General features: G+C 54.4%; 24 protein-coding genes and 1 pseudogene. 19 read left to right on the forward strand and 6 right to left on the reverse strand.

The features are described from left to right. Window positions 1–513: 513 nt before the first annotated feature. The gene (gene chaA, locus UC15_RS17820) at window positions 514–1,614 is read right to left on the reverse strand and encodes a sodium-potassium/proton antiporter ChaA (RefSeq protein WP_112289790.1); all 1,101 of its coding nucleotides are present in this window, start codon (window positions 1,612–1,614) and stop codon (window positions 514–516) included. 478 nt (window positions 1,615–2,092) lie between these two features. Between chaA and chaB the strand changes: the two genes are divergently transcribed. The 3 genes and pseudogenes from chaB to UC15_RS26065 form a co-directional block, all read left to right on the forward strand. Continuing rightward, on the forward strand, window positions 2,093–2,326 hold the full coding sequence (gene chaB / locus UC15_RS17825; RefSeq protein ID WP_112289791.1) for a putative cation transport regulator ChaB: 234 nt from the start codon (window positions 2,093–2,095) through the stop codon (window positions 2,324–2,326). A 347-nt stretch (window positions 2,327–2,673) separates the two neighbouring features. Next, the gene (locus UC15_RS17830; RefSeq protein ID WP_112289793.1) at window positions 2,674–3,363 is read left to right on the forward strand and encodes a gamma-glutamylcyclotransferase; all 690 of its coding nucleotides are present in this window, start codon (window positions 2,674–2,676) and stop codon (window positions 3,361–3,363) included. A gap of 62 nt (window positions 3,364–3,425) precedes the next feature. Next, window positions 3,426–3,590: pseudogene (locus UC15_RS26065) on the forward strand (helix-turn-helix domain-containing protein); the annotation flags it as partial. Window positions 3,591–3,656: 66 nt separating this feature from the next. On the opposite strand, the gene UC15_RS17840 reads toward UC15_RS26065, so the two are convergent. From UC15_RS17840 to flgA, 3 genes are all read right to left on the reverse strand, one after another. Then, window positions 3,657–4,109, reverse strand: a complete 453-nt coding sequence (locus UC15_RS17840; RefSeq protein WP_112289795.1) for a flagella synthesis protein FlgN — start codon at window positions 4,107–4,109, stop codon at window positions 3,657–3,659. A 48-nt stretch (window positions 4,110–4,157) separates the two neighbouring features. Further along, complete coding sequence (flgM, locus tag UC15_RS17845; protein ID WP_112289796.1) at window positions 4,158–4,460, reverse strand: flagellar biosynthesis anti-sigma factor FlgM; 303 nt, start codon at window positions 4,458–4,460, stop codon at window positions 4,158–4,160. Window positions 4,461–4,618: 158 nt separating this feature from the next. Continuing rightward, on the reverse strand, window positions 4,619–5,359 hold the full coding sequence (gene flgA / locus UC15_RS17850) for a flagellar basal body P-ring formation chaperone FlgA (protein ID WP_198659725.1): 741 nt from the start codon (window positions 5,357–5,359) through the stop codon (window positions 4,619–4,621). Window positions 5,360–5,523: 164 nt separating this feature from the next. Between flgA and flgB the strand changes: the two genes are divergently transcribed. From flgB to flgL, 11 genes are all read left to right on the forward strand, one after another. Continuing rightward, a complete protein-coding gene (gene flgB / locus UC15_RS17855; protein WP_112289799.1) occupies window positions 5,524–5,934 on the forward strand; it encodes a flagellar basal body rod protein FlgB in 411 nt (136 codons plus the stop codon). A gap of 6 nt (window positions 5,935–5,940) precedes the next feature. After that, window positions 5,941–6,345 (forward strand): flagellar basal body rod protein FlgC, encoded by a 405-nt coding sequence (flgC, locus tag UC15_RS17860; protein ID WP_112289801.1) that lies wholly within the window; start codon window positions 5,941–5,943, stop codon window positions 6,343–6,345. A gap of 11 nt (window positions 6,346–6,356) precedes the next feature. Then, the gene (gene flgD, locus UC15_RS17865; protein ID WP_112289802.1) at window positions 6,357–7,061 is read left to right on the forward strand and encodes a flagellar hook assembly protein FlgD; all 705 of its coding nucleotides are present in this window, start codon (window positions 6,357–6,359) and stop codon (window positions 7,059–7,061) included. Between the two features lie 84 nt (window positions 7,062–7,145). Further along, complete coding sequence (gene flgE, locus UC15_RS17870) at window positions 7,146–8,390, forward strand: flagellar hook protein FlgE (protein WP_112289804.1); 1,245 nt, start codon at window positions 7,146–7,148, stop codon at window positions 8,388–8,390. Between the two features lie 35 nt (window positions 8,391–8,425). Continuing rightward, window positions 8,426–9,181 carry a flagellar basal body rod protein FlgF gene (locus UC15_RS17875; RefSeq protein WP_112289805.1) on the forward strand — a complete coding sequence of 252 codons (756 nt, stop codon included), beginning with the start codon at window positions 8,426–8,428 and terminating at the stop codon, window positions 9,179–9,181. Between the two features lie 21 nt (window positions 9,182–9,202). Continuing rightward, window positions 9,203–9,985, forward strand: coding sequence for a flagellar basal-body rod protein FlgG (gene flgG / locus UC15_RS17880; protein ID WP_112289807.1), 783 nt, complete (start codon window positions 9,203–9,205; stop codon window positions 9,983–9,985). Window positions 9,986–10,201: 216 nt separating this feature from the next. Further along, window positions 10,202–10,906, forward strand: a complete 705-nt coding sequence (locus UC15_RS17885; protein WP_112289808.1) for a flagellar basal body L-ring protein FlgH — start codon at window positions 10,202–10,204, stop codon at window positions 10,904–10,906. Window positions 10,907–10,916: 10 nt separating this feature from the next. Further along, complete coding sequence (locus UC15_RS17890; protein WP_112289810.1) at window positions 10,917–12,023, forward strand: flagellar basal body P-ring protein FlgI; 1,107 nt, start codon at window positions 10,917–10,919, stop codon at window positions 12,021–12,023. Beyond that, window positions 12,023–12,991, forward strand: a complete 969-nt coding sequence (gene flgJ, locus UC15_RS17895) for a flagellar assembly peptidoglycan hydrolase FlgJ (protein ID WP_112289813.1) — start codon at window positions 12,023–12,025, stop codon at window positions 12,989–12,991. Before UC15_RS17890 ends, flgJ begins: the two co-directional genes overlap by 1 nt. Before the next feature lie 142 nt (window positions 12,992–13,133). Beyond that, complete coding sequence (gene flgK, locus UC15_RS17900; RefSeq protein ID WP_112289814.1) at window positions 13,134–14,786, forward strand: flagellar hook-associated protein FlgK; 1,653 nt, start codon at window positions 13,134–13,136, stop codon at window positions 14,784–14,786. Window positions 14,787–14,947: 161 nt separating this feature from the next. Then, the gene (gene flgL / locus UC15_RS17905; protein ID WP_112289816.1) at window positions 14,948–15,910 is read left to right on the forward strand and encodes a flagellar hook-associated protein FlgL; all 963 of its coding nucleotides are present in this window, start codon (window positions 14,948–14,950) and stop codon (window positions 15,908–15,910) included. Between the two features lie 308 nt (window positions 15,911–16,218). On the opposite strand, the gene UC15_RS17910 is transcribed toward flgL, so the two are convergent. Both UC15_RS17910 and UC15_RS17915 read right to left on the reverse strand, forming a co-directional pair. Next, entirely contained in the window at window positions 16,219–16,914 is a 696-nt protein-coding gene (locus tag UC15_RS17910; protein WP_112289818.1) for a CidB/LrgB family autolysis modulator, read from the reverse strand. Next, window positions 16,907–17,311 (reverse strand): CidA/LrgA family protein, encoded by a 405-nt coding sequence (locus UC15_RS17915; protein ID WP_112289820.1) that lies wholly within the window; start codon window positions 17,309–17,311, stop codon window positions 16,907–16,909. Before UC15_RS17915 ends, UC15_RS17910 begins: the two co-directional genes overlap by 8 nt. A 371-nt stretch (window positions 17,312–17,682) precedes the next feature. Between UC15_RS17915 and UC15_RS17920 the strand changes: the two genes are divergently transcribed. Genes UC15_RS17920 through UC15_RS17940 form a run of 5 tightly spaced genes read left to right on the forward strand, consistent with a single transcriptional unit; the run spans window position 17,683 to window position 22,717 of the window. Then, window positions 17,683–19,251, forward strand: coding sequence for an ABC transporter substrate-binding protein (locus UC15_RS17920; RefSeq protein ID WP_112289821.1), 1,569 nt, complete (start codon window positions 17,683–17,685; stop codon window positions 19,249–19,251). Next, window positions 19,251–20,303 (forward strand): ABC transporter permease, encoded by a 1,053-nt coding sequence (locus UC15_RS17925; protein WP_112289823.1) that lies wholly within the window; start codon window positions 19,251–19,253, stop codon window positions 20,301–20,303. Before UC15_RS17920 ends, UC15_RS17925 begins: the two co-directional genes overlap by 1 nt. Before the next feature lie 21 nt (window positions 20,304–20,324). Then, entirely contained in the window at window positions 20,325–21,188 is an 864-nt protein-coding gene (locus UC15_RS17930) for an ABC transporter permease (protein ID WP_112289851.1), read from the forward strand. Beyond that, the gene (locus tag UC15_RS17935) at window positions 21,178–22,047 is read left to right on the forward strand and encodes an ABC transporter ATP-binding protein (RefSeq protein WP_112289824.1); all 870 of its coding nucleotides are present in this window, start codon (window positions 21,178–21,180) and stop codon (window positions 22,045–22,047) included. Before UC15_RS17930 ends, UC15_RS17935 begins: the two co-directional genes overlap by 11 nt. Next, complete coding sequence (locus UC15_RS17940) at window positions 22,040–22,717, forward strand: ABC transporter ATP-binding protein (protein WP_112289826.1); 678 nt, start codon at window positions 22,040–22,042, stop codon at window positions 22,715–22,717. The genes UC15_RS17935 and UC15_RS17940 overlap by 8 nt, the downstream gene beginning before the upstream one ends. Window positions 22,718–23,011 lie beyond the last annotated feature (294 nt).

Consider the following 23,011-nt stretch of genomic DNA (forward strand, 5'->3'; position numbering starts at 1 on the left):
ACTTCAACTTCAACTTCAACTTCAACTGCAAGACCGTGGGCGTCGGCCCACACCGACCAGAGACCCGGTAACGCGCGGGCCTCTGGACTCCGCGCTTTTTTCACTGCGCGCTGTCGCGGGTATGACGGACATGTTCTGGCGCATTGGTGAGTGGCGCAAATCCAGGTGCTTCGCACTGCCTTCTCTCGGTCTTCAAGCCATAGGTCTTGAAGCCGCTCCGTTCAGCTGAATTTTAATCACGCCAATAAACTTATCTAAAAGACTAAAATCATCGGTTTTGAATTTAAGATCGTGCGGGCGATTCAGAAAGCTTGCTGAATGAGAGGTTGCAGACCCAAGGCTGCAATCCCGAAATGAAGGAACCGCGCAGCGGCAAGCTTTCCAGCCTGCCGCTGCGATACCTGAAACATAGCCAGCGAGCGGAGCGCGCAGTGAAAGAGCCGGAGATTCCTAAGAGGCGCGGCGACAGGCGCCTCTTAGGGCCAGTTTGGGTGGCAACCCAAGGTCTTGTTGTTACAGCATTATCAGCATCATATACGCGCAGAACAACGCCAGGTGCGCAGTACCATTAAGCACATTGGTACGCCCGGTCGAGAACGATATCTGGCACAGGATCATAACCGCCAGCATCACCACTATGTTGGCCGGCGCCAGGCCGAAAATCAGTTCCTGACCGGTCAGGGTGGCAATCACGGTGACCGCAGGAACGGTCAGTGAGATCGTTGCCAGCACGGACCCGAAGAATAAATTCATGGCGCGCTGTACCTGATTCTTCAGTACCGCTTTCAGGGCACCCAGACCTTCAGGAGAAAGAATAAGCAACGCGACCAGGAAGCCGGTGAACTGTGCAGGGGCGTTCAGTTCGGTCAGCAGACTTTCCAGCGGGTTGGCATTGAATTTGGTAACGGCAATGACCAGCACCAGATGGACAATCAGCCAGAGCGTGTGCGTCAGATTGCTCTTCGAAGACGGTTTTCCATGTCCATCTTCTTCTCCTTCATCTTCATGCTCGTAAATAAACAGACTCTGGTGGGTTTTGGTCTGGATAAGCAGAAATACGCCGTACATCGCCGCTGAAATTACCGCAACGAACAAGGCCTGTGGCGTGGAGAAGTTGCCAGCGGGCAGGGCGGCAGGCAGAACGAGAACGATCACCGCCAGCGGGAAAATCGCCATCAGATACTGTTTGATACCACCGAGATTGACATACTGGGTGGCAAATTTACGGCCACCGAGCAGCAGGGCAACGCCGACCAGACCGGCAGTAACAATCATGATGATCGAGAATAAGGTGTCACGCATCAGCGCCGGAGCGGCGTCGCCTGTCGCCATCAGGGCCGAAATCAGACTGACTTCGAGGATGACCACTGAAAGGCTGAGGATGAGTGAGCCGTAAGGTTCGCCCAGACGGTGTGCCAGGACATCGGCGTGACGTACCACGCTGAAGGCGCTGGCGAGAATACCGACCAGCGCGATTAAATTGATGCCGACGACTGAGGCAAAGTTACTGCTGTTGCCCCAGAAGACGAGAACGATTAGGGCAGCAATAGGGAAAATCAGGGAGTATTCCTGATGGCGGGTTTTTACTTTTGGATGTTCCTGTGAAGACACCATGATGATTATTCTCCTTATAAACACTCACGAATTTACAACCGCCTGTCTGTCGGTTGTAAGCAAAATGCATAGCAGCATAAAATTGTAACTCGTTAAGTATAGTAGATAAATTAATCTGTTAACAGATTATTATCATGACTCATCTATAAAAACTGTTATGACAGCTATTTTTTGTTGCATGAATCAAATAAATGTCAGTTTAAACTCAACTTAATATTCATTGTTAATTATTTAAACATAATAAAAACAATGGCTTGATTTTTAATAATGGGTTTATGCGGGTAATGCGTCAATTTTTGTAAATCATCCCTATACCCACATGAAAAATCGGAGAAATCTGGCGTTTTTTAGCCCGCAGGCTGAGATTTGGAATAATCTGGCTGAGTCACCTGAGGTTAGCCGCTAGACTTACCCCTGTGCGCCTGAAGCGCACACATTAAATGTAACGATCATGAACGCCATGAAAAAGGAGCAAGTTATGCCTTATCAGAACCGCTCAGCGTTGCCTGACTCTGTTCGTCATGTTCTTCCGGCACATGCGCAGGATATCTATAAAGAAGCCTTTAACAGCGCGTGGGATGAGTATGCAAAGCCAAAAGATCGTCAGGGTGATGATTCCCGCGAAGAGACCGCGCACAAAGTCGCGTGGGCCGCGGTAAAACACAGCTATAAAAAAGGCGATGACGACAAATGGCATCCTAAAAAATCCTGATGTCGGCGGCGGGTCGGGGAACGCCTGACCCGTTATCTCTCACACTTCCGCCTGTATCCTGCCGGTTTTGCTGTCATTTCCCTCTTAAATGTCAATATTCTTACAATGTTCACAAAATAATCATTTTATTTTCGTTTTGTGATCGCTCTCAATCTTGATTGCAACGAAAGAAACGAATAAGGTTTCATCAGACAGGGTGATAATAAAATTCCGAATCAACCCTGTCAGCGCCTCAAGTTAAGGCGAAAACTGTCCGATAACCTGATCAGTCCACAACCACGATAGCGGAGAACACAGCGTCAACAGCATGGCATGTTCAAAAGTAAGTCGTACCGAAGGGGGAATGAATGTTAACTCGAGATTTCCTGCGTAACGCAGATTGTAAAACAGCATTCGGCAGCATTGACGAATCGATGCTCCTGACCCCTGAACAACGTGCCGCCTCACTGAGCTGCACACTGGCGCGTCGCCCCGATAACAGCCCCGTCTGGATTTTTGGCTACGGTTCGCTGATGTGGAATCCGGTTTTCGATTCCGAAGAGGCGCGGCCTGCCATTTTGCGCGGCTATCACCGTGCCTTCTGCTTACGTCTGACTTCAGGGCGCGGAACCCATGCGCAACCGGGCCGCATGCTGGCGCTGCGTGATGGCGGGCAGACCACCGGGCTGGCATTCCGTCTGCCGGAAGACAAACTGCACGAAGAACTCGAATTGCTGTGGAAGCGTGAAATGCTGACCGGCTGCTATCGTCCGACCTGGTGCGAGTTAGAACTCGATGATGGCCGCACGGTGACAGCGCTGGTGTTTATCATGGACTCCTCACACCCGCAGTACGAAGCGGATACCGATTATCAGGTTATCGCGCCCCTGATTGCGCAGGCCAGTGGTCCGCTGGGCACCAACGCACAGTATTTGTTTGCCCTGGAAAAAGAGCTCAACAATTACGGCATGCGTGATGACTGCATGAGCGAACTGGTAAAACAGGTGCGGATGCTGCTGTCGGTCACGCCCGGCTTTGATGTGCCCGGCCTGAGTTAAAGACTTCCCCCTTCAAACTGCGCGGGCCCTCCGCGCAATCTTTTATCTCGCTGAATATCTCCCTGAATATTTCGCAGGCGGTATTTGCCTATTACCTGCAAACCGCGCTGACAACCTATCAGAACTGGGAACAGGGCAGAGCGAAACCTAACCGTCAGGCCATTTTGCTGATAAAGCTGGTCGAAAAAGACCCGGCGACATTAGAGCAGCTGGCGGGTTTGGTATAAATATCGTGGATATGAATTGTCGTGCGGGAGACGTGCTGAGGGGAAAGCGTTTCCCCCCGTCTGGCTCTACACAGAGATCTTGCGTACGGTTTGCCCCGACACGGTTTCCTGCCCGTTCGGTCCGTAGAATTTCTGCGTCTGGCTGGCATTGAGAATAGCCAGCGCCTCGGTGTTATAGGCAATTTGTTTGCCCAGTAACATGCCGTTATGGCGATTGATCTGACTCAGTTTAGTGGTCAGTTGCACGACTTCTTCCCACATTGCCGTGATTTCCGGCTGACGCTGCCCTTGTGGATCTAAGTAGGGGGCATTTTGTTTCAGGCGCTCGTCATGCTGACGACGCTGCTTATCAAGATAGTCTACCGTAGCTAACAGTGAGCTTTTCTGCTCGGTGATATGTTGCAGGGCAGCACCATTAACGCGGCCCGAGCAAAGTATCGTTTGTTCGTGATTAATCACTTGATCCAGAGCTTGCAACGTTTCAACCAAGGTAGTCATGGTCTTGATAAAGTTCTTCATCGGGCCTTAATACCTTCCAACTATCGTCTTTAATCCTGAAGCCTCAGTTTAAAGACCTTTGAGATAATCCTGCGTGTCCTGCAACAAAGCATCGGCAATTTTGCCGGTATCCATGGTCAGTTTGCCATCACGGATAGCTTGTTTCAGTTCGTCGACACGTGCCGTGTTGATGTCCTGAGCACTGGACTGAGTCAGAGACGCTTGCGCTGAACTCAGGGTCACCGCCGTACCGCTGGTGGTGGTGCCAGAAACGGTGCCTTCTTTGCGCGCAGTCTGAACAGAAGCTTCAGAAGGATCGCGCTGCTGGATCGAAGTTAAAGGTGAAACACCTTGCGTGCGATCGATAGCCATAATCTTTTCTCCGGTTAGGGTATTCAGGGCTGTTAATTAACACAAAAACCCTAAAAATGCCGTCGTGAGACGACTCTGATACGTTTGTTATCGACATGTGGCGAAATAACTTTAGCCTTTATTGCAACTTTTTGTCCAAAAGTGGTTGCAATACAGGGCTAAATCTCCACTGTCACAGAGCCGTCCGGGCCGACCATCCCGTTCACAATCACGCCTGACGGCATTCTGATCCGCACCGAGTCATTCGCTGCTGCATTATTCATCGCCTTTCCGGCACTCGACACATTGAATCCACTGCCTGTTGCCTGAACCTGCACTTCCTGTCCTGCATGCACCATCCACGGACGTCGTAACATAGAAAGCGTTAACGGCTGACCAATGCTGATATTGCGCAGCGTAATGCCGTTAATTGCCTGTTTGCTGTCGAGAATCGCCTTCGGTGGCAATAAATCCAAACGGCCTGTTTTTTGCTGCAAATCCGTTTCTGCCAGATGCGCGCCCGACGGCACATTTTTCGCCGCGACCCAGTAGGTGCCGCTGACCTGTACCTTGGTCTGCACATAACTCTTTTGCCCGTTACAGTTCACCGCTACTGACACATTGCCCCAGGTACGGCTGTTGGGCGAAAGCATAAATTGTGGTGATAAACACTGTGGCTGACGCGCCGCGGGTGTGGTGACCAGCACCGTCACCTGCATTCCGCTTTGCGCATATTGCTGGCGGAAGAACTGCTGGATTTGCGAGGACAGCAGTGTATCGCTGTTCGCCGAAGCTGGCACGCTTGTGACCTGCTCGTTTTTCACGGGCACAGACTGTGCATAACTCGCCGCACCGGATGTCGCACCCAAAAAGATGCAGCCCAGTGTGATGCCGAAACGACGGATTCTCTGCCTGTTCATACGCAATTCACCTTTGTGCCAACTTACTACTGGCGACAAGTCTACGCGCACTTTTCAATTCCTAAAGGAACAAATAGCGGACGATTTTGCGCTTATTCAGACGATAGGCAGTTGACACTCGCATTTATGCTGTCGACTCCAAAATCTCACTTTGCGGAGGGCGCATGCTCGACAAATTGAACGCCGCACTACAGTTCCAACAGGAAGCGCTCAACCTGCGTGCCCAGCGGCAAGAAATACTTTCAGCCAATATTGCCAACGCCGACACCCCAGGGTATCAGGCGCGCGATATCGATTTCGCCAGTCAGTTGCAGAAGGTGATGGAGCAGGGGCGCGCGAGTGGCAGCGGTATGTCTTTAGCGTTGACATCCGATCGCCATATTCCGGCGTCGAACGTCCAGCCTGCAGATATGGATCTGATGTATCGGATCCCTGACCAGCCGTCAGCCGACGGTAACACGGTCGATATGGATCGTGAACGTACTAATTTCGCGGATAACAGCGTGCGCTATCAGACCGATTTGACCGTCCTCGGCGGCCAGATCAAAGGGATGATGTCGGTGCTGCAAGGATAATAACCCATGTCAATGCTCGGTATTTTTGATATCGCCGGTTCTGCGCTTGCCGCGCAGTCTCAGCGCCTGAACGTCAGTGCCAGTAACATGGCCAACGCCGACAGTGTGACCGGCCCTGATGGCCAGCCGTACAAAGCGAAGCAGGTTGTTTTTCAGGTGGATGCGGCACCGGGGCAGGAAACGGGCGGCGTGAAAGTGGCGCAGGTCGTTGATGATCCGTCTCCGGACCGCCTGGTCTTCCAGCCGGGCAATCCGATGGCGGATGCCAAGGGCTATGTGAAGATGCCAAACGTAGATGTGGTCAGCGAAATGGTGAACACCATCTCCGCTTCCCGCAGTTATCAGGCCAACGTCGAAGTGCTTAACACCACCAAGTCGTTGATGATGAAAACCCTCACTCTGGGGCAATAGCGGAGCGAACCATGGCCATTACCACGTCGATTAATGACACCACAGACAACACCACGATCACCAGCACCAGTTCCGGCGGTTCGTCCACTACGGGCGCCAGTTCTGCCGATGATTTATCCAGCAGTTTTCTGACGCTGTTAGTCGCACAGCTGAAAAACCAGGATCCGACCAACCCGATGGATAACAGTCAGCTGACCAGTCAGCTGGCACAGATCAGCACCGTGAGCGGGATTGAAAAACTCAATACCACACTCGGCAGCATTTCGGGGCAAATCACCAGCGGTTCTTCCGTACAGGCCAGCTCCCTGATTGGTCACGGCGTCATGGTATCCGGCAGCGCCATTCTGGTCGGCAGTGACACTGACGGCACCGTCAGCACCACGCCATTCGGTTTTGAGCTGGAAACAGCATCCGATACCACCACGGCCACCGTCAGCGATTCCACCGGCAAAGTGGTGAAAACCATCTCGCTGGGCGGCCAGACCGCCGGTGTTCACAGTTATACCTGGGATGGTACGCAGGACGATGGCACCAAAGCACCGGATGGCGGCTACACCTTCAGCATCAATGCCCTGAACAACGGACAGCAAATGGTCGCGACCCCGCTTAACTATGCGCTGGTCAATGGTGTCACCACCAGTTCATCAGGCACCACAGCGCTGGATCTCGGGGTGCGGGGAACCGCTTCCGTCGATTCAGTTCGCCAGATTTTGTAAGCCGTTGGCTCACTTCCTTCGCAGGAAGAAGAGCTGAAATCCTTAACTTCATGCAGCAACTACACACAGTAAAATGGAGCTAACATGAGCTTTTCCCAAGCAGTCAGCGGCCTGAGCGCGGCATCCACCGACCTGGACGTGATCGGTAACAACATCGCCAACTCCGCCACCGTGGGGTTCAAAACAGCGACCGCTTCTTTCGCCGATATGTTTGCCGGTTCTCAGGCAGGCATGGGCGTTAAAGTCGCGGCTGTTACGCAGAACTTTAACGATGGCACCACGACCAACACGTCACGTGGCCTGGACGTGGCGCTGAGCGGCAACGGTTTCTTCCGTCTGGCCGACAGCAGCGGTACGGTTTATTACTCGCGTAACGGCCAGTTCTCCCTTGATGCTAACCGCAATCTGGTGAACTCGCAGGGTCTGAGCGTGACAGGCTATCCGGCAACGGGTACGCCGCCGACCATCGCCGCCGGTGCGCAGCCTACCGCGCTGAGCGTTCCGACCACCATGATGAGTGCGAAAGCCACTACCGCAGCCACCATGGTCGCTAACCTGAACTCTACTGACACGGCTATTCCGGCGGCGAAGACGTTCAATGCTAACGACGACACCACCTATAACTACGTCAACAGCATCACCACCTATGACTCTCAGGGTAACGCGCACGATAACAACGTGTACTTCGTGAAAACCGCGTCTAACAACTGGGATTTGTACTCGCTCGACAGCAGTGTGGCCGGTTCTGCCGCCACCAAAATGGGTACGCTGCAATTTGATACCAGCGGCGCACTCGCCAGCGCAACCCAGGCTGACGGCACTGTCAATGCTGACGGTTCCCTGCCGATCGTGATGAATACCTCCACCAACGGCACCGTGACGCCGCAGTCTGTTGGCCTGAACTTCACCGGCAGTATCCAGCAGAGCACCGGCAGCGACAGCATCGGTTCCCTGACTCAGGACGGTTACGCCGCAGGCCAGATGACCGGTTACACCATCAATGATGACGGCACCATCACCGGCACTTACTCCAACCAGAAAACGCAGCTGCTGGGACAGATTGTCCTGAGCTCCTTCTCTAACCCGGAAGGCCTGCAATCTGAAGGCAACAACGTGTGGACGGCAACGTCGTCTTCCGGTCAGGCCGTTAACGGTGTTGCAGGCGCGGGTGGTTTTGCCAGCATGACCAGTGGTGCGCTGGAATCTTCCAACGTCGATCTGAGTGCTGAACTGGTGAATATGATCGTTGCTCAGCGTAACTATCAGTCGAACGCGCAAACCATCAAAACTCAGGACTCCATCCTGAACACGCTGGTTAACCTGCGTTAAGACGCTCTTTTTTACTTTGAGAACAGGGCAGCACTATGGATCACGCTATCTACACCGCGAGCGGTGCAGCGAGCCAGACACTGGTTCAGCAGTCGGTCACGTCAAGCAACCTTGCTAACGCCAATACACCCGGCTTTCGCTCGCAACTTTTAGCCATGCGCGCGGTGCCGGTAGAAGGTCAAAGCCTGCCGACCCGTACGCTGGTCACGGCGTCCACGCCGGGCGCAGACATGACGCAAGGCAAACTTAACTACACCGGCCGTCCGCTGGATGTGGCTTTACAGCAGGATGGTTTCCTTGCGGTGCAGATGCCTGATGGCACTGAAGCTTATACCCGTAACGGCGACATGCAGGTGTCACCGACTAACCAGCTGACCGTACAAGGTCATCCGGTAATGGGGGATAACGGCCCGATCGAGGTTCCGCCGAACTCACAGCTGACGATTTCTGCGGACGGCACTATCGCCGTGCTCGAAGCCGGCGCTGACCCGAACACCATGGGACAGCTCGGTAAGCTCAAGCTGGTGAAAGCCGCAAACAGCGAAGTGACCCGTGGCGACGACGGCATGTTCCGTCCGACCCCGGCCACGGCGCTGGCGCGCGGTGCCGCTTTACAGGCTGACCCGACCATTCACGTGATGCCGGGAACACTTGAAGGCAGTAACGCGGATCCGGTGTCGACCATGGTTGACATGATTGCCAACGCCCGCCGCTTTGAGATGCAAATGAAAGTCATCCACAGCGTCGATGAAAATGAACAGAGTGCCAACAATCTGCTGTCAATGAGCTGATGATGGCAGAGGAGTAATGACATGATCCCATCGCTGTATATTGCGAAAACCGGTCTGGATGCGCAGCAGACCAACATGGACGTCATCGCCAACAACCTGGCGAACGTCAGCACCAACGGCTTTAAACGCCAGCGTGCGGTATTCGAAGACCTGCTTTATCAGACTGTCCGCCAGCCAGGTGCGCAGTCTTCTGAGCAGACCAACCTGCCATCCGGTTTGCAGATTGGTACCGGTGTGCGTCCGGTGTCGACTGAACGTCTGTTCTCGCAGGGCAACCTGTCGCAGACCAGCAACAGTAAAGACATCGCTGTCAAAGGCGAAGGTTTCTTCCAGGTCCAGCTGCCGGACGGCACCACCGCGTATACCCGCGACGGTTCTTTCCAGGTGGATCAGAATGGTCAGCTGGTGACGTCGAGCGGCTATCAGGTGATCCCGGCCATCACTATTCCGACCAATGCGCTGAGCTTGACGGTCGGTCGTGACGGTATCGTCAGCGTGACCCAGCAGGGGCAGACGGCGGCACAACAAGTCGGTCAGCTGACGCTGAGCACCTTTATCAACAACAGCGGTCTGGAATCCATGGGTGAAAACCTTTATCAGGAAACCCAGAGCTCCGGCGCGCCAACCGAAAGTACTCCGGGACTTAACGGTGCCGGCCTGTTGTATCAGGGTTATGTCGAAACCTCGAACGTCAACGTGGCGGAAGAGCTGGTCAACATGATCCAGACGCAGCGCGCGTACGAAATCAACAGTAAAGCCGTGTCGACCTCGGATGAAATGCTGCAGAAACTTTCGCAGCTGTAAGTGTTTAGTACGTCATAACTTTTAGTACGTCATTACTTTTTGTACGTAACAACTTTTTGTACGTAACAACAAAGTGAAAGTGGCTGTCGCAGATTCGGGCAGCCACAAAAACAAGAGGACTGGGGCCAGATGGCATCAGTCCTGAACCGGTTCAGATCCCTACCAGGTCGATTTTTTTAAGGCGAAACTGTGGTGAGCAAAAAAATAACGTCGGTAATGACTTCTTATACAGACCGACCAGGCAAGCTGGTGCTGCCGCTGTTAATCACGTTACTGGCGAACGGCTGCGCGTATATGCCGCATACCCCGCTGGTACCCGGAACCACCACAGCGACCCCTGCACCCGCCGCACCGCCGGTGCCTAACGGTTCGATTTTCCAGTCCGTTCAGCCGATGAACTATGGTTATCAGCCTCTGTTTGAAGACCGCCGTCCACGTAACATCGGGGATACTCTGACCATCGTCTTGCAGGAAAACGTCAGTGCGAGCAAAAGCTCCTCGGCGAACGCCAGCCGCAACGGGTCAACCACCTTTGGCGCCGCCACTACGCCGCGCTACCTGGAAGGGCTGTTCGGCAATGCCCGCGCCGATCTGGATATGTCCGGTGGCAATACCTTCGCCGGTAAAGGCGGCGCAGCAGCCAATAACACCTTCAGCGGCACCCTGACCGTGACGGTCGCGGAAGTGCTGGCTAACGGCAACCTGAAAGTTGTCGGTGAAAAACAAATCGAAATTAATCAGGGAACCGAATTCATCCGGTTCTCCGGTGTGGTCAACCCGCGCACCATCAGTGGTGCAAACGCCGTTATCTCCACGCAGGTGGCAGATGCGCGCATCGAATACGTGGGTAACGGCTACATCAATGAAGCGCAGAACATGGGCTGGTTGCAGCGGTTCTTCCTAAACTTATCGCCGTTATAACGAGGCAATCATGCGAAAACTACTTTCCGGTGTTATCTGTCTGGCGATGTCCGCCCTGGTGGTACTGCCCGCATCCGCTGACCGTATTCGTGATCTGACGACGGTACAAGGCGTGCGTGATAACGCCCTGATCGGCTACGGCCTGGTGGTCGGCCTCGACGGAACCGGTGACCAGACCACGCAGACACCGTTCACCACTCAGACCCTGACCAACATGTTGTCCCAGTTAGGGATAACCGTTCCGGCCGGGACCAACATGCAGCTGAAAAACGTGGCCGCCGTGATGGTGACTGCCAAAATGCCAGCGTTCTCGCGTGCCGGTCAGGCGATTGACGTCGTCGTTTCCTCTATGGGTAACGCCAAAAGTATTCGCGGCGGCACCTTGCTGATGACGCCGATGAAAGGCGTGGATAACCAGGTTTATGCACTGGCGCAGGGTAACGTGCTGGTCGGCGGGGCGGGTGCGTCTGCCGGTGGCAGCAGCGTCACGGTTAACCAGGTGTCCGGCGGTCGTATTACCGGCGGCGCAACCATCGAACGTGAATTGCCAAGCACCTTCGGCACCGAAGGCGTGATCAACCTGCAACTTAACGATGAAGATTTCAATCTGGCGCAACAGGTCAGCGACGCCATTAACCGTCAGGGGATGGGCACCGCGTCGGCGCTGGATTCCCGCAATATTCAGATCATCGTGCCGCGCGGCAATACGTCGCAGGTGCGCATTCTGGCGCAGATTCAAAATATTGAAGTCAACGTCGGGCCGATGGACGCGAAAGTGATTATCAATTCCCGTACCGGTTCGGTGGTCATGAATCGCGACGTGACGCTGGATAACTGTGCGGTCGCACAGGGCAATCTTTCTGTGGTGGTCGATCGTCAGAACGATGTCAGCCAGCCAAACACGCCGTTCGGTGGCGGTCAGACCGTGGTGACGCCAAACACCAATATTTCCGTGCGTCAGTCCGGTGGCTCTATTCAGCAGGTGCGATCCAGTGCCAGCCTGAATAACGTGGTCCGTACCCTGAACGCGTTAGGCGCGACGCCTATCGACCTGATGTCCATTTTGCAGGCCATGAAAACAGCCGGCTGCCTGCGCGCTGATTTGGAAATTATCTGATGAGCGATCTGATGTCGATGTCCGGTGCTTTCGACCCGCAAGGGGCGGCGTACGATGCCAATTCCCTCAACAAACTGAAGCGGGATGTGGGACAAAATCCGCAGGCGCATCTCAAAGAAGTGGCGAAACAGTTTGAAGGCGTCTTTGTCCAGATGATGCTGAAAAGTATGCGTCAGGCATTGCCGCAGGGGGGGATTCTCGATAACCAGTCCACCAAACTTTATACATCGATGTACGATCAGCAAATTGCACAGGACATGTCCGACAAAGGGTTGGGCATGGCCGATATGATGGTGGAACAGCTGACCGGCGGCTCTAAACAGCCTTCGGAGCTGTCCGGTACGGTGCCGATGGTGCTTGACGGTGAAGTGCTGAAAAGTATGCCGGTGCAGGCGATGGAACAGTATCTGCGTAAAGTCATTCCGACCGCCCCGGACCGCACCACCAGTGGCGCGCCGCTGCCGGCTGACAGCGGACAGTTTGTGTCCAGCCTGAGCATTCCGGCGCAGGTAGCGAGTAAAGACAGCGGGATTTCGCATCAGCTGATCATGGCGCAAGCCGCGCTGGAATCCGGCTGGGGACAGCGCGAAATACCGACCGCTGATGGCAAACGCAGCTTCAACCTGTTTGGTATCAAAGCGGGCAGCAGCTGGGACGGCCCGACCACCAATATCACGACTACCGAATACACCAACGGCGTGGCGAAAAAAGTCCAGGCCAGTTTCCGCGTTTACGGTTCATATGTGGAAGCCATCAGCGATTACATCAAACTGCTGACCAGCAACCCGCGTTATGCCCAGGTGGCCTCCGCCAATACCCCTGAACAAGCCGCGCATGAACTGCAACGCGCAGGCTATGCCACCGACCCGAATTATGCCGACAAACTGGTCAGCGTTATCCAGAAAATTAAAGGGGCAGGCGAGCAGGCGGTTAAGGCTTATGGCCATGATTTAAAAGATATCTTTTAGATCCCCAAATCCTCGTTTTTTTTCTCAAGTTTTGGCGGTGCAGGCCGATAACCAGATCAGAATGGGAAAAGGGGAAAGCCCCGATTCAGTTCCCTTAATTACACGGTGGTAAAAAAGGTCACCGGCAGACAAAAGGTCACTCATGTCCAGTAGCTTAATTAATACCGCAATGAGCGGACTGAACGCAGCGCAGGCCGCGCTCAGTACCACCGGGAACAACATCGCTAACGTCAGTGTGGCGGGCTATAACCGTCAGACGGCGATCATCACCCAAAGCAACGGCAACTCCACCTCCGCCGGTTACATCGGTAACGGTGTGACCGTGACCGGCGTGAACCGTGAATATAATTCCTTTGTAGTGACCCAGTTGCTCGGCGCCAGCGCCACCGGCAGCGCGCTCTCAACGCAGCTGGATCAGGCAAGCTCAATTGATGACCTGCTGGGCGACAGCTCAACCGGCATCGACGCCACCATGTCCACCTTCTTCAAAGGCCTGCAAACCCTGACCAGCAATGCCAGCGACAGCTCGGCACGTCAGGCGGTTCTCGGCGAAGCGCAGGGCTTAACTGCGCAGTTCAACAGTTCAGCGAAATACCTGAACGACATGAACACCGCGGTGAATCAGCAGATCACGCAGAACGTTGACCAGATCAACACCTATGCGGCGCAGATTGCCAAACTGAACACGCAGATCACGGCAACCCGTGGCAGCACCGGTCAGGAACCTAACGCTTTGCTCGATCAGCGTGACCAGCTGGTCAGCCAGCTGAACGACATTACCGGTGTGACCGTGACACAGCAGGACGGCGACACGTACAACGTCTCCTTTGCTAACGGCACGCCACTGGTGAGCGGCGGCAACTCTAAGACGGTGGTGGCCGTGGCTTCCAGCGCGGATCCGTCCAAACTGACCGTCGGTATGACTCAGCCGGACGGCACTGTTTCTGAAATTCAGGAAAGCCGTCTGACCACCGGATCTCTCGGCGGCACACTGGCGTTTCGTAAAGACAACCTCGAGCCGGCCATTAATCAGCTCGGGCAACTGGCGCTGACCTTCTCTGATGCGTTCAACAGCACCAACAAAGCCGGTTTTGATCTCAACGGTGACGCAGGGACAGATTTCTTCTCTTACACCGGCGCAACGACCGTAGGTAACACCAAAAACACCGGCACTGCCGATGTCAGCGTGGCGTACAAAGATACCACCGCGGTGAAAGCCAGTGATTACACTATGGCCTATAACGGCACCAGCTGGGATGTGACCCGCGTTTCCGATGGCGCAAAAATCATGCCAACGGCAGGCACCGACAGCAGCGGCAATCCGACCATGGAATTCGACGGATTATCGGTTTCTGTTTCCGGCACGCCATCGACCAATGACAGCTTCACCATCAAAACCGTCAGCAACGTGGCGGGAAGCATGGGTGTGGCGATCACCGATTCTTCACTGATTGCCGCTGCCAGCGCAGCCGACAGCGGTGTGAGTGATAACACCAACGCGCAAAAATTACTGAACTTGCAGACCGCCAAACTGGTGGAAGGCAAGTCTACGCTGTCCGGTGCTTACGCCAGCCTGGTGAGTAACGTCGGGAACCAGGTGGCGACACTGACCACCACCAGCACCGCGCAAAGCAATATCGTGACGCAGCTGACGACGCAACAGCAGTCGATCTCCGGGGTTAACCTCGATGAGGAATACGGCGATCTGCAGCGTTATCAGCAATATTATCTGGCTAACGCGCAGGTGGTGCAGACCGCATCCACCATATTCGACGCCATCATCAATCTTCGTTAATACCGTCATACTCCACGTTGCAGGTACGTTGGCTACGTTTGCTCACCCGAATCACTGACTCAATGTCAGCTCATCGGGATTCGTTAACTTGCCGCCTTCCTGCATCGCGAATTATTTAGGTATTAATAAAGTAAAATGTGAACTGATAAGGAACTGATGCCATGCGCCTTAGTACCAATATAATTTACCAACAAAACATGGATGCGGTGCTGGATGGGCAGAACCGTTTCCAGGCGACAGGTTTACAGCTTTCTACCGGCTCCAAAGTCAGTAAACCTTCTGACGATCCGCTGGCGGCTTCACAGGCCGTGCTCGTGCGACAGGCGCAGTCTGAAAACAGCCAGTTCTCTGTTGCGCGTACTTTTGCTAACCAGAGCATGAGTCAGGAAGAATCGATTCTGTCGAGCGTGACATCCACTATTCAGGATGCGCAGACGCTGATCGTGCAGGCCGGTGATGGCTCGCTGAGTGACGATGACCGTTCTTCTCTGGCCACCAAGCTGGAAAGTCTGAAATCGCAGTTAGTGAATATGGCGAACAGCACCGACGGTAACGGGCGCTATATTTTCGCCGGTTATAAAAGTGATACCGCGCCTTATACACAGGATCCGACCACCGGTGCGGTGACGTATTCCGGCGGCGATACGGCGATCACCCAGCAGGTTGATGCCAGCCGTACCATGACCATCAACCACACGGGTAATCAGATTTTCAATTCCCTGACCGGTGATGCGAAGAAAGAGCCAGACGGCACGACCGGCGAATCCGATATCTTTAAGACGATCGACAGCGCGCTGACCGCACTGAAAACGCCTTCAGCGGATTACACCTCGGATACTGAATATTCCGACGCGATCGATAAAGCCAACCGTGGCCTGAGCAACTCCCTTAACAACGTGTTGTCCGTGCGTTCCGAGCTCGGTACGCAAATGAGTGAGCTCGACAGCCTCGATACGCTCGGTGATAACCGCGACGTGACCAACTCCACCAAGCTCAGCAATCTGGTTGATACCGAGTGGACCTCAGCGATTTCGACCTACACGCTGCAACAGGTTGCACTTCAGGCGTCATACAAGACCTACAGCTCCATGCAAGGTATGTCGCTGTTCCAGATGAACTCGTAATCCCTCCGGCGCGCCCGCATCGCGCGCCCGTTTTATCCTCTTCATAATCTGCTGCCAGTCCGCCAAACGCGGGCCGGCAGGCATTTTTCTGACTGTACTTAAACCGGGTACTTTCAGCTTTGTATGTCGTCTTTCTAAGGTTTGGCGACATACATCTTTTTCCCTCTTCATATTTCAGACTGGCTCAGCGTTGGCTGCCTTCGCGAACCCCGGTCACATACTTGTTGTATGCTCCCGGGGATTCGCTCAGTTGCCGCCTTGATCCAATCCGAACTATTTTGAGGGGCGTAGAGTGAGGTGATTATTCGTTAATGACCAAACATGGCGAGTAATACCGGGAACAGGAACGGAGCGAGGAGGGAGGTGATGATCCCGCAGATGACCAGCGCCAGGGAGCTGAAGGCGCCTTCCTGATAATCCATTTCTGCGCAGCGGGCGGTGCCGAGGGCGTGTGAGGCGGTGCCCATTGCCAGTCCGCGTGACGCTTTGGTGGTGATCTTTAATATGTTCAGGATCGTATGACCAAATACGGCGCCAAGGATGCCGACGAAAATCACGCAGACCGCGCTGATGGCCGGAATGCCGTTAATGGACTGTGCCGTCGCCATCGCAATCGGCGTGGTGACGGATTTCGGTAATACCGAGGCGGCAATCTGTGGTGTTGCCCCCATCCATAATGCAATGGCGGTGCCGGTGGTCATCGCCACGACGCTGCCGATAAAGCAGATGCTGATGATGGATTTCCAGCGGGCGCGGATCTGATGCAGCTGTTCGTACAGCGGAAAAGCCAGTGCCACCACAGCCGGTTGCAGCAAATCATTGAGGATTTTACTGCCGGCGAAATAGCGGGCGTAAGGAATATGGGTCACCAGCAGTAACGGGATAATCACCACCATCGACATCAGTAACGGATTCAGCAGCGGCATTTTGAGTTTGATAGCCAGTTTGCGGGTGGCGAAAAAGACCAGCAGGGTCAGCGGCAGCGACCACAAAATATCAATCATTTTCTTTCTCCGCTTTGTCTGTCACCACGCCGCGTTCACCGTGGATATAGTGGGAACAATACGCGACAACCAGTAACACGATAATCGTACTGACCAGACAGGACACCACCAGCGGGCCGAACTGCGTGCGCAGCTGCTCGTAATAGTTCATCACCCCGACGCCGATAGGCACAAACAGCAGCGCCATATAGCGGATCAGAATGTTGCAGCCGGGTTTGACCCATTTAAACGGCAGAATTTGCGTGGAAAGCAGGGCGAATAAGATCAACATACCGATAATGCTGCCCGGAATCGTCAGCGGCAGAAGAGATGAAATGGCATTCCCGGCGAATAAACACAGATAAATCAGAATAAATGCCCGGATATATTGGAATGCCAGAGAAGTTGCATTGCTCATGGTGTTTCACCCAGTTGAATGATGCATTCATCATACAATTAAGATGTGATCTGCGCCACATAACTCAGTATGAAATTTAGGAATGAAGTGTATGCCAAAACCGCAGGGTTTGGCTGCTGAAATGACTCATATCCCCGTATAATCAGCCGCCGATGGCCTTTGTATTAGTGTCTGCCGCTTTGCCCGAGCTCGTCCCCGTTTGTACAGTAACAATGCCCCGCCAGAGCCCGTCCTGCGGCTTTAATAACCAATCAGATAACCTTATTCAAAATTAGCATAACGATAGTATTTATCAGACTTTCTGGGAAGTTGAAGAAACTTTACACTCAACAAAACTTTAGCAATTTCGCTACTTTGGAGAGTCTGACCTGATGAAAGCTTTATTACCGTCCGTCCTGTTTACGGCTATTGCGGCTACTTTCGCGGTTCAGGCCGCCACACCGCCGGACACGCTGGTCATCGCCCAGTCCATTGATGACACTTCCAGCTTTGACCCGGCGCAGGGCTTTGAGCTGACCACGGTTCAGGCTTTCAACAATATTTATCAGCGTCTGGTGCAGTCAGATCCTAATAACCCGATTGATCTGAAACCCACGCTGGCGAGTTCCTGGGAAGCGGCCAAAGATAACCGCAGCCTGACGTTTACCCTGTCGCCGAAAGCCGTGTTTGCCAGCGGTAATCCGCTGACCGCCGATGACGTGATTTTCTCGCTGTCACGCGTGGTGAAACTTAATCTCGAGCCCTCTTTCATTCTGACTCAACTGGGCTGGACAGATAAAAACGTCGATACCTTCCTGACGAAAGTCGATGATCAGCATGTGAAAGTCAGCTGGACTGCTGATGTCAGCCCGTCTTTCGTGCTGAGCCTGCTGTCTGCGCCGGTATCCTCGATTGTTGACAGCAAACTGGTGAAAGCTAACGCGACGGCTGACGACCTCGGTCATCAGTGGCTGAGCAACCATTCTGCCGGTTCCGGTCCGTATCAGATCCGTAACTATATTCCGCATGAAGTGGTGATCCTCTCTGCCAACCCGACCTCTCCTGAAGGCGCGCCGAAGCTGAAAACTATCCTGATTAAAAACGTACCGGATCCGGCTGCTCGCCGTCTGCTGATTGAGCAGGGCGATGCGGATATGGCACGCAACCTCGGTTCGGATCAGATGGCGGCGCTCGAAGGCAAAAAAGGCGTGAAACCGCTTGCCGTGCCATATGCCTCGTTATATTTCATGCAGTTCAACGCCAAAGCGTCTCCGGCGCTGGGCAACCCGGCCTTCTGGGAAGCGGCGCGTTACCTGTTCGACTATAACCACATCGCGCATGACCTGATGAAAAACCAGTTCCAGGTGCATCAGGCCTTCCTGCCGGAAGGTTATCTGGGGGCGCTGAACGATACGCCATACACTTACGATCCAGCCAAAGCCAAAGCGATTCTGGCGAAAGCCGGGCTGACCAACGTCAGCTTTACGTTGTCTACCGCCAACCAGCCGCCGTATCTGGATATCGCTCAGGCGTTGCAGGCCAGCTTCGCGCAGGGCGGCGTGACCGTTAAACTCGATCCGGGTTTAAGCTCGCAGATTTCCACTAAAGTGAAAGCGCATGAATACGACGCCTATATGTCTTCATGGGGCCCGGACTATTTTGACCCGAACACCAATGCTTCCGCGTTTGCTTTCAATCCGGAAGATGGCAGCAAAACGCTGGCATGGCGCGCCAACTGGTCGATTCCTGCGCTCAATAAACTGACACTGGCGGCGATTGCCGAGCCGGATCAGGCTAAACGCGTGGCGGATTACCGTCAGCTGCAACTGGAAGTGCAGAAAAACTCTCCGTTTGTCATCGGCTTACAGGCTAAAAGCCTGATCGCCGTGCGTGACAACATTAAGGGCTACGTGCAGGGCATCAACCCTGACATGGTCTTCTACAGCAAGGTCACCAAGTAATGACAGACAGTTCAACGCCCGCCGGATTTGTCCGGCAGGGTTGGCGCTGGTCAGGCCGTCTGCTGACCGGTGTGATTTCGCTGGCGCTGACGTTGCTCGGCCTGCTGGCGTTCACCTTTACGCTTTCCCATCTTGCCCCGATTGATCCGACACTTCAGGTGGCGGGCGATCACGCCAGTGAAGCGACCTATGCGCAGGTGCGTCGTGATTTAGGTCTCGACCAGTCGGTACCGGTGCAGTTCGCCCGTTATCTGGATCATCTGGCGCACGGCGATATGGGGATTTCCCGCATCACCGCGCAGCCGGTCGCCAGCGATTTGATGCGCACTTTCCCGGCGACCGTCGAACTGGCCACCTGTGCCATTCTGCTTGGCGGATCGCTCGGCATTTTGCTGGCGCTGCTGGCGGTCTGGAAACCAGGCAGCTGGCTGGATAACGTCGCCAGAATGGTGTCGCTGCTCGGGTATTCCGTGCCGATATTCTGGCTGAGCCTGCTCGGTCTTTTGCTGTTTTACGCGGTGCTTCACTGGGCGGGCGGTCCGGGACGACTGGACGACTTGTATATGTACACCATGACGCCGCGCACCGGATTTGTGCTGATTGATACCTGGCTTTCCGGCGACCGCGACATGTTCTACAACGCCATCAGCCATTTGTGGCTGCCGGTAACCGTGCTGGCGATGTTGTCGATGGCGGGCATTACCCGTCTTCTGCGCGCCTCCATGCTCGGTGAAATGAATAAAGAATACGTGATTCTGGCGCGTTCCAAAGGCGCGGGCAGGGCGAGGGTTTTACTCTGCCACGTCTTCCCGAATGTGCTCGGAACACTGATCACCGTGCTTTCGCTTTCCTACGCCAGCCTGCTCGAAGGCGCAGTACTGACCGAAACCGTATTCGCCTGGCCGGGCGTCGGACGTTATCTGACTACCGCGCTGTTCGCGGCAGATACGCCAGCTATCCTTGGCGCCACGCTGCTTATTGGTACCTGTTTCGTGCTGCTGAACGCACTGGCTGACGCCCTTACTTATTTGCTCGATCCGCGGACCCGGTAGTTTTCGCTTATGACACAACAAATGATCCCTGAACAACCAGCGCAGGTCGACATCGAGACTCACGTCTGGAAGCCTGCGCGTCGCATTACCACGCTGAGCGTCGGACTGGTGCTGGTCGCCATTCTGGTGCTGACCGCGCTGCTCGCACCTTTACTGGCACCGTTAGATCCGAATATTCAGCACATCGAACTGCGCTTACTGCCGCCTTCACATCAGCATTGGCTGGGCACCGACGGTTTTGGCCGCGACCTGCTGTCCCGTGTGATCTACGGCGCGCGTCCGACGCTGCTGCTGGTGTCACTGATCCTGGTGCTGACCATTCCGGTCGGCCTGCTGATCGGCATCAGCGCCGGTTATATCGGTGGCTGGTTCGAGCGCATTCTGATGCGTCTGACCGACATCGTGATGTCATTGCCAAGTCTGGTGATGGCGCTGGCACTGGTGGCTATTCTCGGTCCCGGCCTGATGAACGGAGCGCTGGCGCTGGCCTTTACCAGCTGGCCGCCGTTTGCCCGTCAGGCAAGGGCGGAAACCCTGGCACTGCGCCGCAGCGATTATCTGGCCGCGGCGCGTATGCAGGGCATCGGCGGATTGCGCCTGATGTTTGGCCACATCCTCCCGCTGTGTTTACCGAGCGCCGTGGTGCGGTCCGCACTCAGCCTCGGTGGCATCATTCTGGCATCCGCCGGTCTGGGCTTTCTCGGCATGGGTATTCAGCCGCCGACCGCTGAATGGGGCTCGATGGTTGCCGAAGGCAGTAAAGTGATTTTCGACCAGTGGTGGGTCGCCGCTGCACCGGGTGGGGCAATTCTGTTTGCCAGCCTGGCTTTCAACCTGCTGGGCGATGGCCTGCGTGACAAAATGGATCCACGACATGGCAACTGATTCCTTAAATACCGACAAACTTGTCGCGAAAGATCTCACCATTTATCTGCCGGGCGAACGTCCGCTGGAACTGGTGAAATCCCTTTCACTCAGCGTCGGGCAGGAACGCGTGGCGCTGGTTGGCGAATCCGGTTCCGGCAAATCCCTGACCGCCCGCGCGCTGATGGGGCTGCTGCCGCATCCGTGTCAGTTGCGTGCTTCGCAACTGACGCTGGGCGATCACGACCTGACGACGTTAAAGGAACGCGAATGGAACAAACTTCGCGGCAACCGTGTTTCGATGGTGATGCAGGATCCGAAACATGCGCTGAATCCGACGCAAAAAATCGGCAAACAGGTCGAAGAACCGCTGCGTTTGCATACGCGTCTCAGGCGTAAAGAGCGTCAGGAAAAAGTGGCCGATATGCTGAATGCCGTCGGTTTGCCCAATCCGGCTTTTCTGCAACAGCAATATCCGCATCAGCTTTCCGGCGGGATGGGCCAGCGCGTGATGCTGGCGATTGCGCTGATCAACGATCCGCAGTGGCTGATTGCCGATGAACCGACGTCAGCGCTGGATTTTGACATGCGCGAACAAGTGCTGGGCTTAATCGAGCGTCTGGTCGAACAGCGCAACATGGGGCTGATCCTGATCAGCCACGACTTGCAACAGGTGGCGCACTACTGCGAGCGTGTGCTGGTGATGTACAAAGGCGAACTGCTCGATGAATTGCCTGCAGATCAGCTGGCACATGCCACACATCCGTATACCCACACGTTATGGTCGTGCAGACCGAGCAAATTTACCCACGGCGAACGCCTGCCGGTGCTGGATCGTGCGCTGCTGGCCTCTTTAAAACAGGAGCCGAATCATGAGTGAGGCAATTGCTGAACTGCACCAGCTGAGCGTGTCCCACCGTCAGGGCGTTGAAGTCCGCACCGTGGTACATAACGTCAATCTGACGATTAATAAAGGTGAGTGCTTCGGGCTGGTCGGGCCGTCCGGTTGCGGTAAATCTTCTCTTTTGTGGGTACTGGCGGGGCTGAACGGTTACTGGGACGGCGGTCTGACGCTGCTCGATCATAAAGTAAAACCCGGCAAGCCGTTCACCGGCAGTCTGCGCCGTGACGTACAGATGGTGTTTCAGGATCCGTATGCCTCGCTGCACCCGAAACACAAGTTGCTGCGCACGCTGGCTGAACCGTTAAAAATCCTTAAAGAGCAGGATATCGAACAAAAGATTGCTGAAGGATTCCGTCAGGTCGGGCTGGATCCGGCGCTGATGCACCGTTATCCGCATCAGCTTTCCGGCGGCCAGCGCCAGCGCGTGGCGATTGTGCGCGCGCTGTTGCTTAAGCCTAAGCTGTTATTGCTCGATGAACCCACGTCTGCGCTCGATATGTCAGTGCAGGCGGAAATCCTTAACCTGCTCAACGATCTTAAAGCCAGCAGTGACCTGACCATGATTCTGGTCAGCCACGATGCGGACGTGATTGACCATATGTGCGACAGAGCCGTACATATGGCAAAAGGAGTTGTTCTGAGTTAATTCGCTGAAGAGCCAGCCGGGTTGCTCACTGTCAAAATTCACACCCAAACTGGCCTGCTGAGGCCAGCTTTGGCAGCAAAAAAAATTCCACCCGGTTTAATTTCAATAAGAATATTCCTAGTTGCCATTCTATTACTATCTTGTTTAAACTTTGTTTAGTCAGGATCCCGGCAGATTTTTATCCTGAAATAATACAAACATCTGACATTATTTGGGATATTGCCCGCGCTCGCTGGTTTTTTCGAAATTATTAACCTAATCTTAAAATTTATTCCCAGATCAAAATTCCAAAAG

The sequence above is a fragment of the Rahnella sp. AN3-3W3 genome (assembly GCF_003263545.1).
Lineage (GTDB): Bacteria > Pseudomonadota > Gammaproteobacteria > Enterobacterales > Enterobacteriaceae > Rahnella > Rahnella variigena.

Excerpts from the sequence above, each read along its gene's own strand:
- chaA (WP_112289790.1), bottom strand. The coding sequence starts at position 1,614 with ATGGTGTCTTCACAGGAACATCCAAAAGTAAAAACCCGCCATCAGGAA.
- chaB (WP_112289791.1), top strand. The coding sequence starts at position 2,093 with ATGCCTTATCAGAACCGCTCAGCGTTGCCTGACTCTGTTCGTCATGTT.
- UC15_RS17830 (WP_112289793.1), top strand. The coding sequence starts at position 2,674 with ATGTTAACTCGAGATTTCCTGCGTAACGCAGATTGTAAAACAGCATTC.
- UC15_RS17840 (WP_112289795.1), bottom strand. The coding sequence starts at position 4,109 with ATGAAGAACTTTATCAAGACCATGACTACCTTGGTTGAAACGTTGCAA.
- flgM (WP_112289796.1), bottom strand. The coding sequence starts at position 4,460 with ATGGCTATCGATCGCACGCAAGGTGTTTCACCTTTAACTTCGATCCAG.
- flgA (WP_198659725.1), bottom strand. The coding sequence starts at position 5,359 with ATGAACAGGCAGAGAATCCGTCGTTTCGGCATCACACTGGGCTGCATC.
- flgB (WP_112289799.1), top strand. The coding sequence starts at position 5,524 with ATGCTCGACAAATTGAACGCCGCACTACAGTTCCAACAGGAAGCGCTC.
- flgC (WP_112289801.1), top strand. The coding sequence starts at position 5,941 with ATGTCAATGCTCGGTATTTTTGATATCGCCGGTTCTGCGCTTGCCGCG.
- flgD (WP_112289802.1), top strand. The coding sequence starts at position 6,357 with ATGGCCATTACCACGTCGATTAATGACACCACAGACAACACCACGATC.
- flgE (WP_112289804.1), top strand. The coding sequence starts at position 7,146 with ATGAGCTTTTCCCAAGCAGTCAGCGGCCTGAGCGCGGCATCCACCGAC.
- UC15_RS17875 (WP_112289805.1), top strand. The coding sequence starts at position 8,426 with ATGGATCACGCTATCTACACCGCGAGCGGTGCAGCGAGCCAGACACTG.
- flgG (WP_112289807.1), top strand. The coding sequence starts at position 9,203 with ATGATCCCATCGCTGTATATTGCGAAAACCGGTCTGGATGCGCAGCAG.
- UC15_RS17885 (WP_112289808.1), top strand. The coding sequence starts at position 10,202 with ATGACTTCTTATACAGACCGACCAGGCAAGCTGGTGCTGCCGCTGTTA.
- UC15_RS17890 (WP_112289810.1), top strand. The coding sequence starts at position 10,917 with ATGCGAAAACTACTTTCCGGTGTTATCTGTCTGGCGATGTCCGCCCTG.
- flgJ (WP_112289813.1), top strand. The coding sequence starts at position 12,023 with ATGAGCGATCTGATGTCGATGTCCGGTGCTTTCGACCCGCAAGGGGCG.
- flgK (WP_112289814.1), top strand. The coding sequence starts at position 13,134 with ATGTCCAGTAGCTTAATTAATACCGCAATGAGCGGACTGAACGCAGCG.
- flgL (WP_112289816.1), top strand. The coding sequence starts at position 14,948 with ATGCGCCTTAGTACCAATATAATTTACCAACAAAACATGGATGCGGTG.
- UC15_RS17910 (WP_112289818.1), bottom strand. The coding sequence starts at position 16,914 with ATGATTGATATTTTGTGGTCGCTGCCGCTGACCCTGCTGGTCTTTTTC.
- UC15_RS17915 (WP_112289820.1), bottom strand. The coding sequence starts at position 17,311 with ATGAGCAATGCAACTTCTCTGGCATTCCAATATATCCGGGCATTTATT.
- UC15_RS17920 (WP_112289821.1), top strand. The coding sequence starts at position 17,683 with ATGAAAGCTTTATTACCGTCCGTCCTGTTTACGGCTATTGCGGCTACT.
- UC15_RS17925 (WP_112289823.1), top strand. The coding sequence starts at position 19,251 with ATGACAGACAGTTCAACGCCCGCCGGATTTGTCCGGCAGGGTTGGCGC.
- UC15_RS17930 (WP_112289851.1), top strand. The coding sequence starts at position 20,325 with ATGATCCCTGAACAACCAGCGCAGGTCGACATCGAGACTCACGTCTGG.
- UC15_RS17935 (WP_112289824.1), top strand. The coding sequence starts at position 21,178 with ATGGCAACTGATTCCTTAAATACCGACAAACTTGTCGCGAAAGATCTC.
- UC15_RS17940 (WP_112289826.1), top strand. The coding sequence starts at position 22,040 with ATGAGTGAGGCAATTGCTGAACTGCACCAGCTGAGCGTGTCCCACCGT.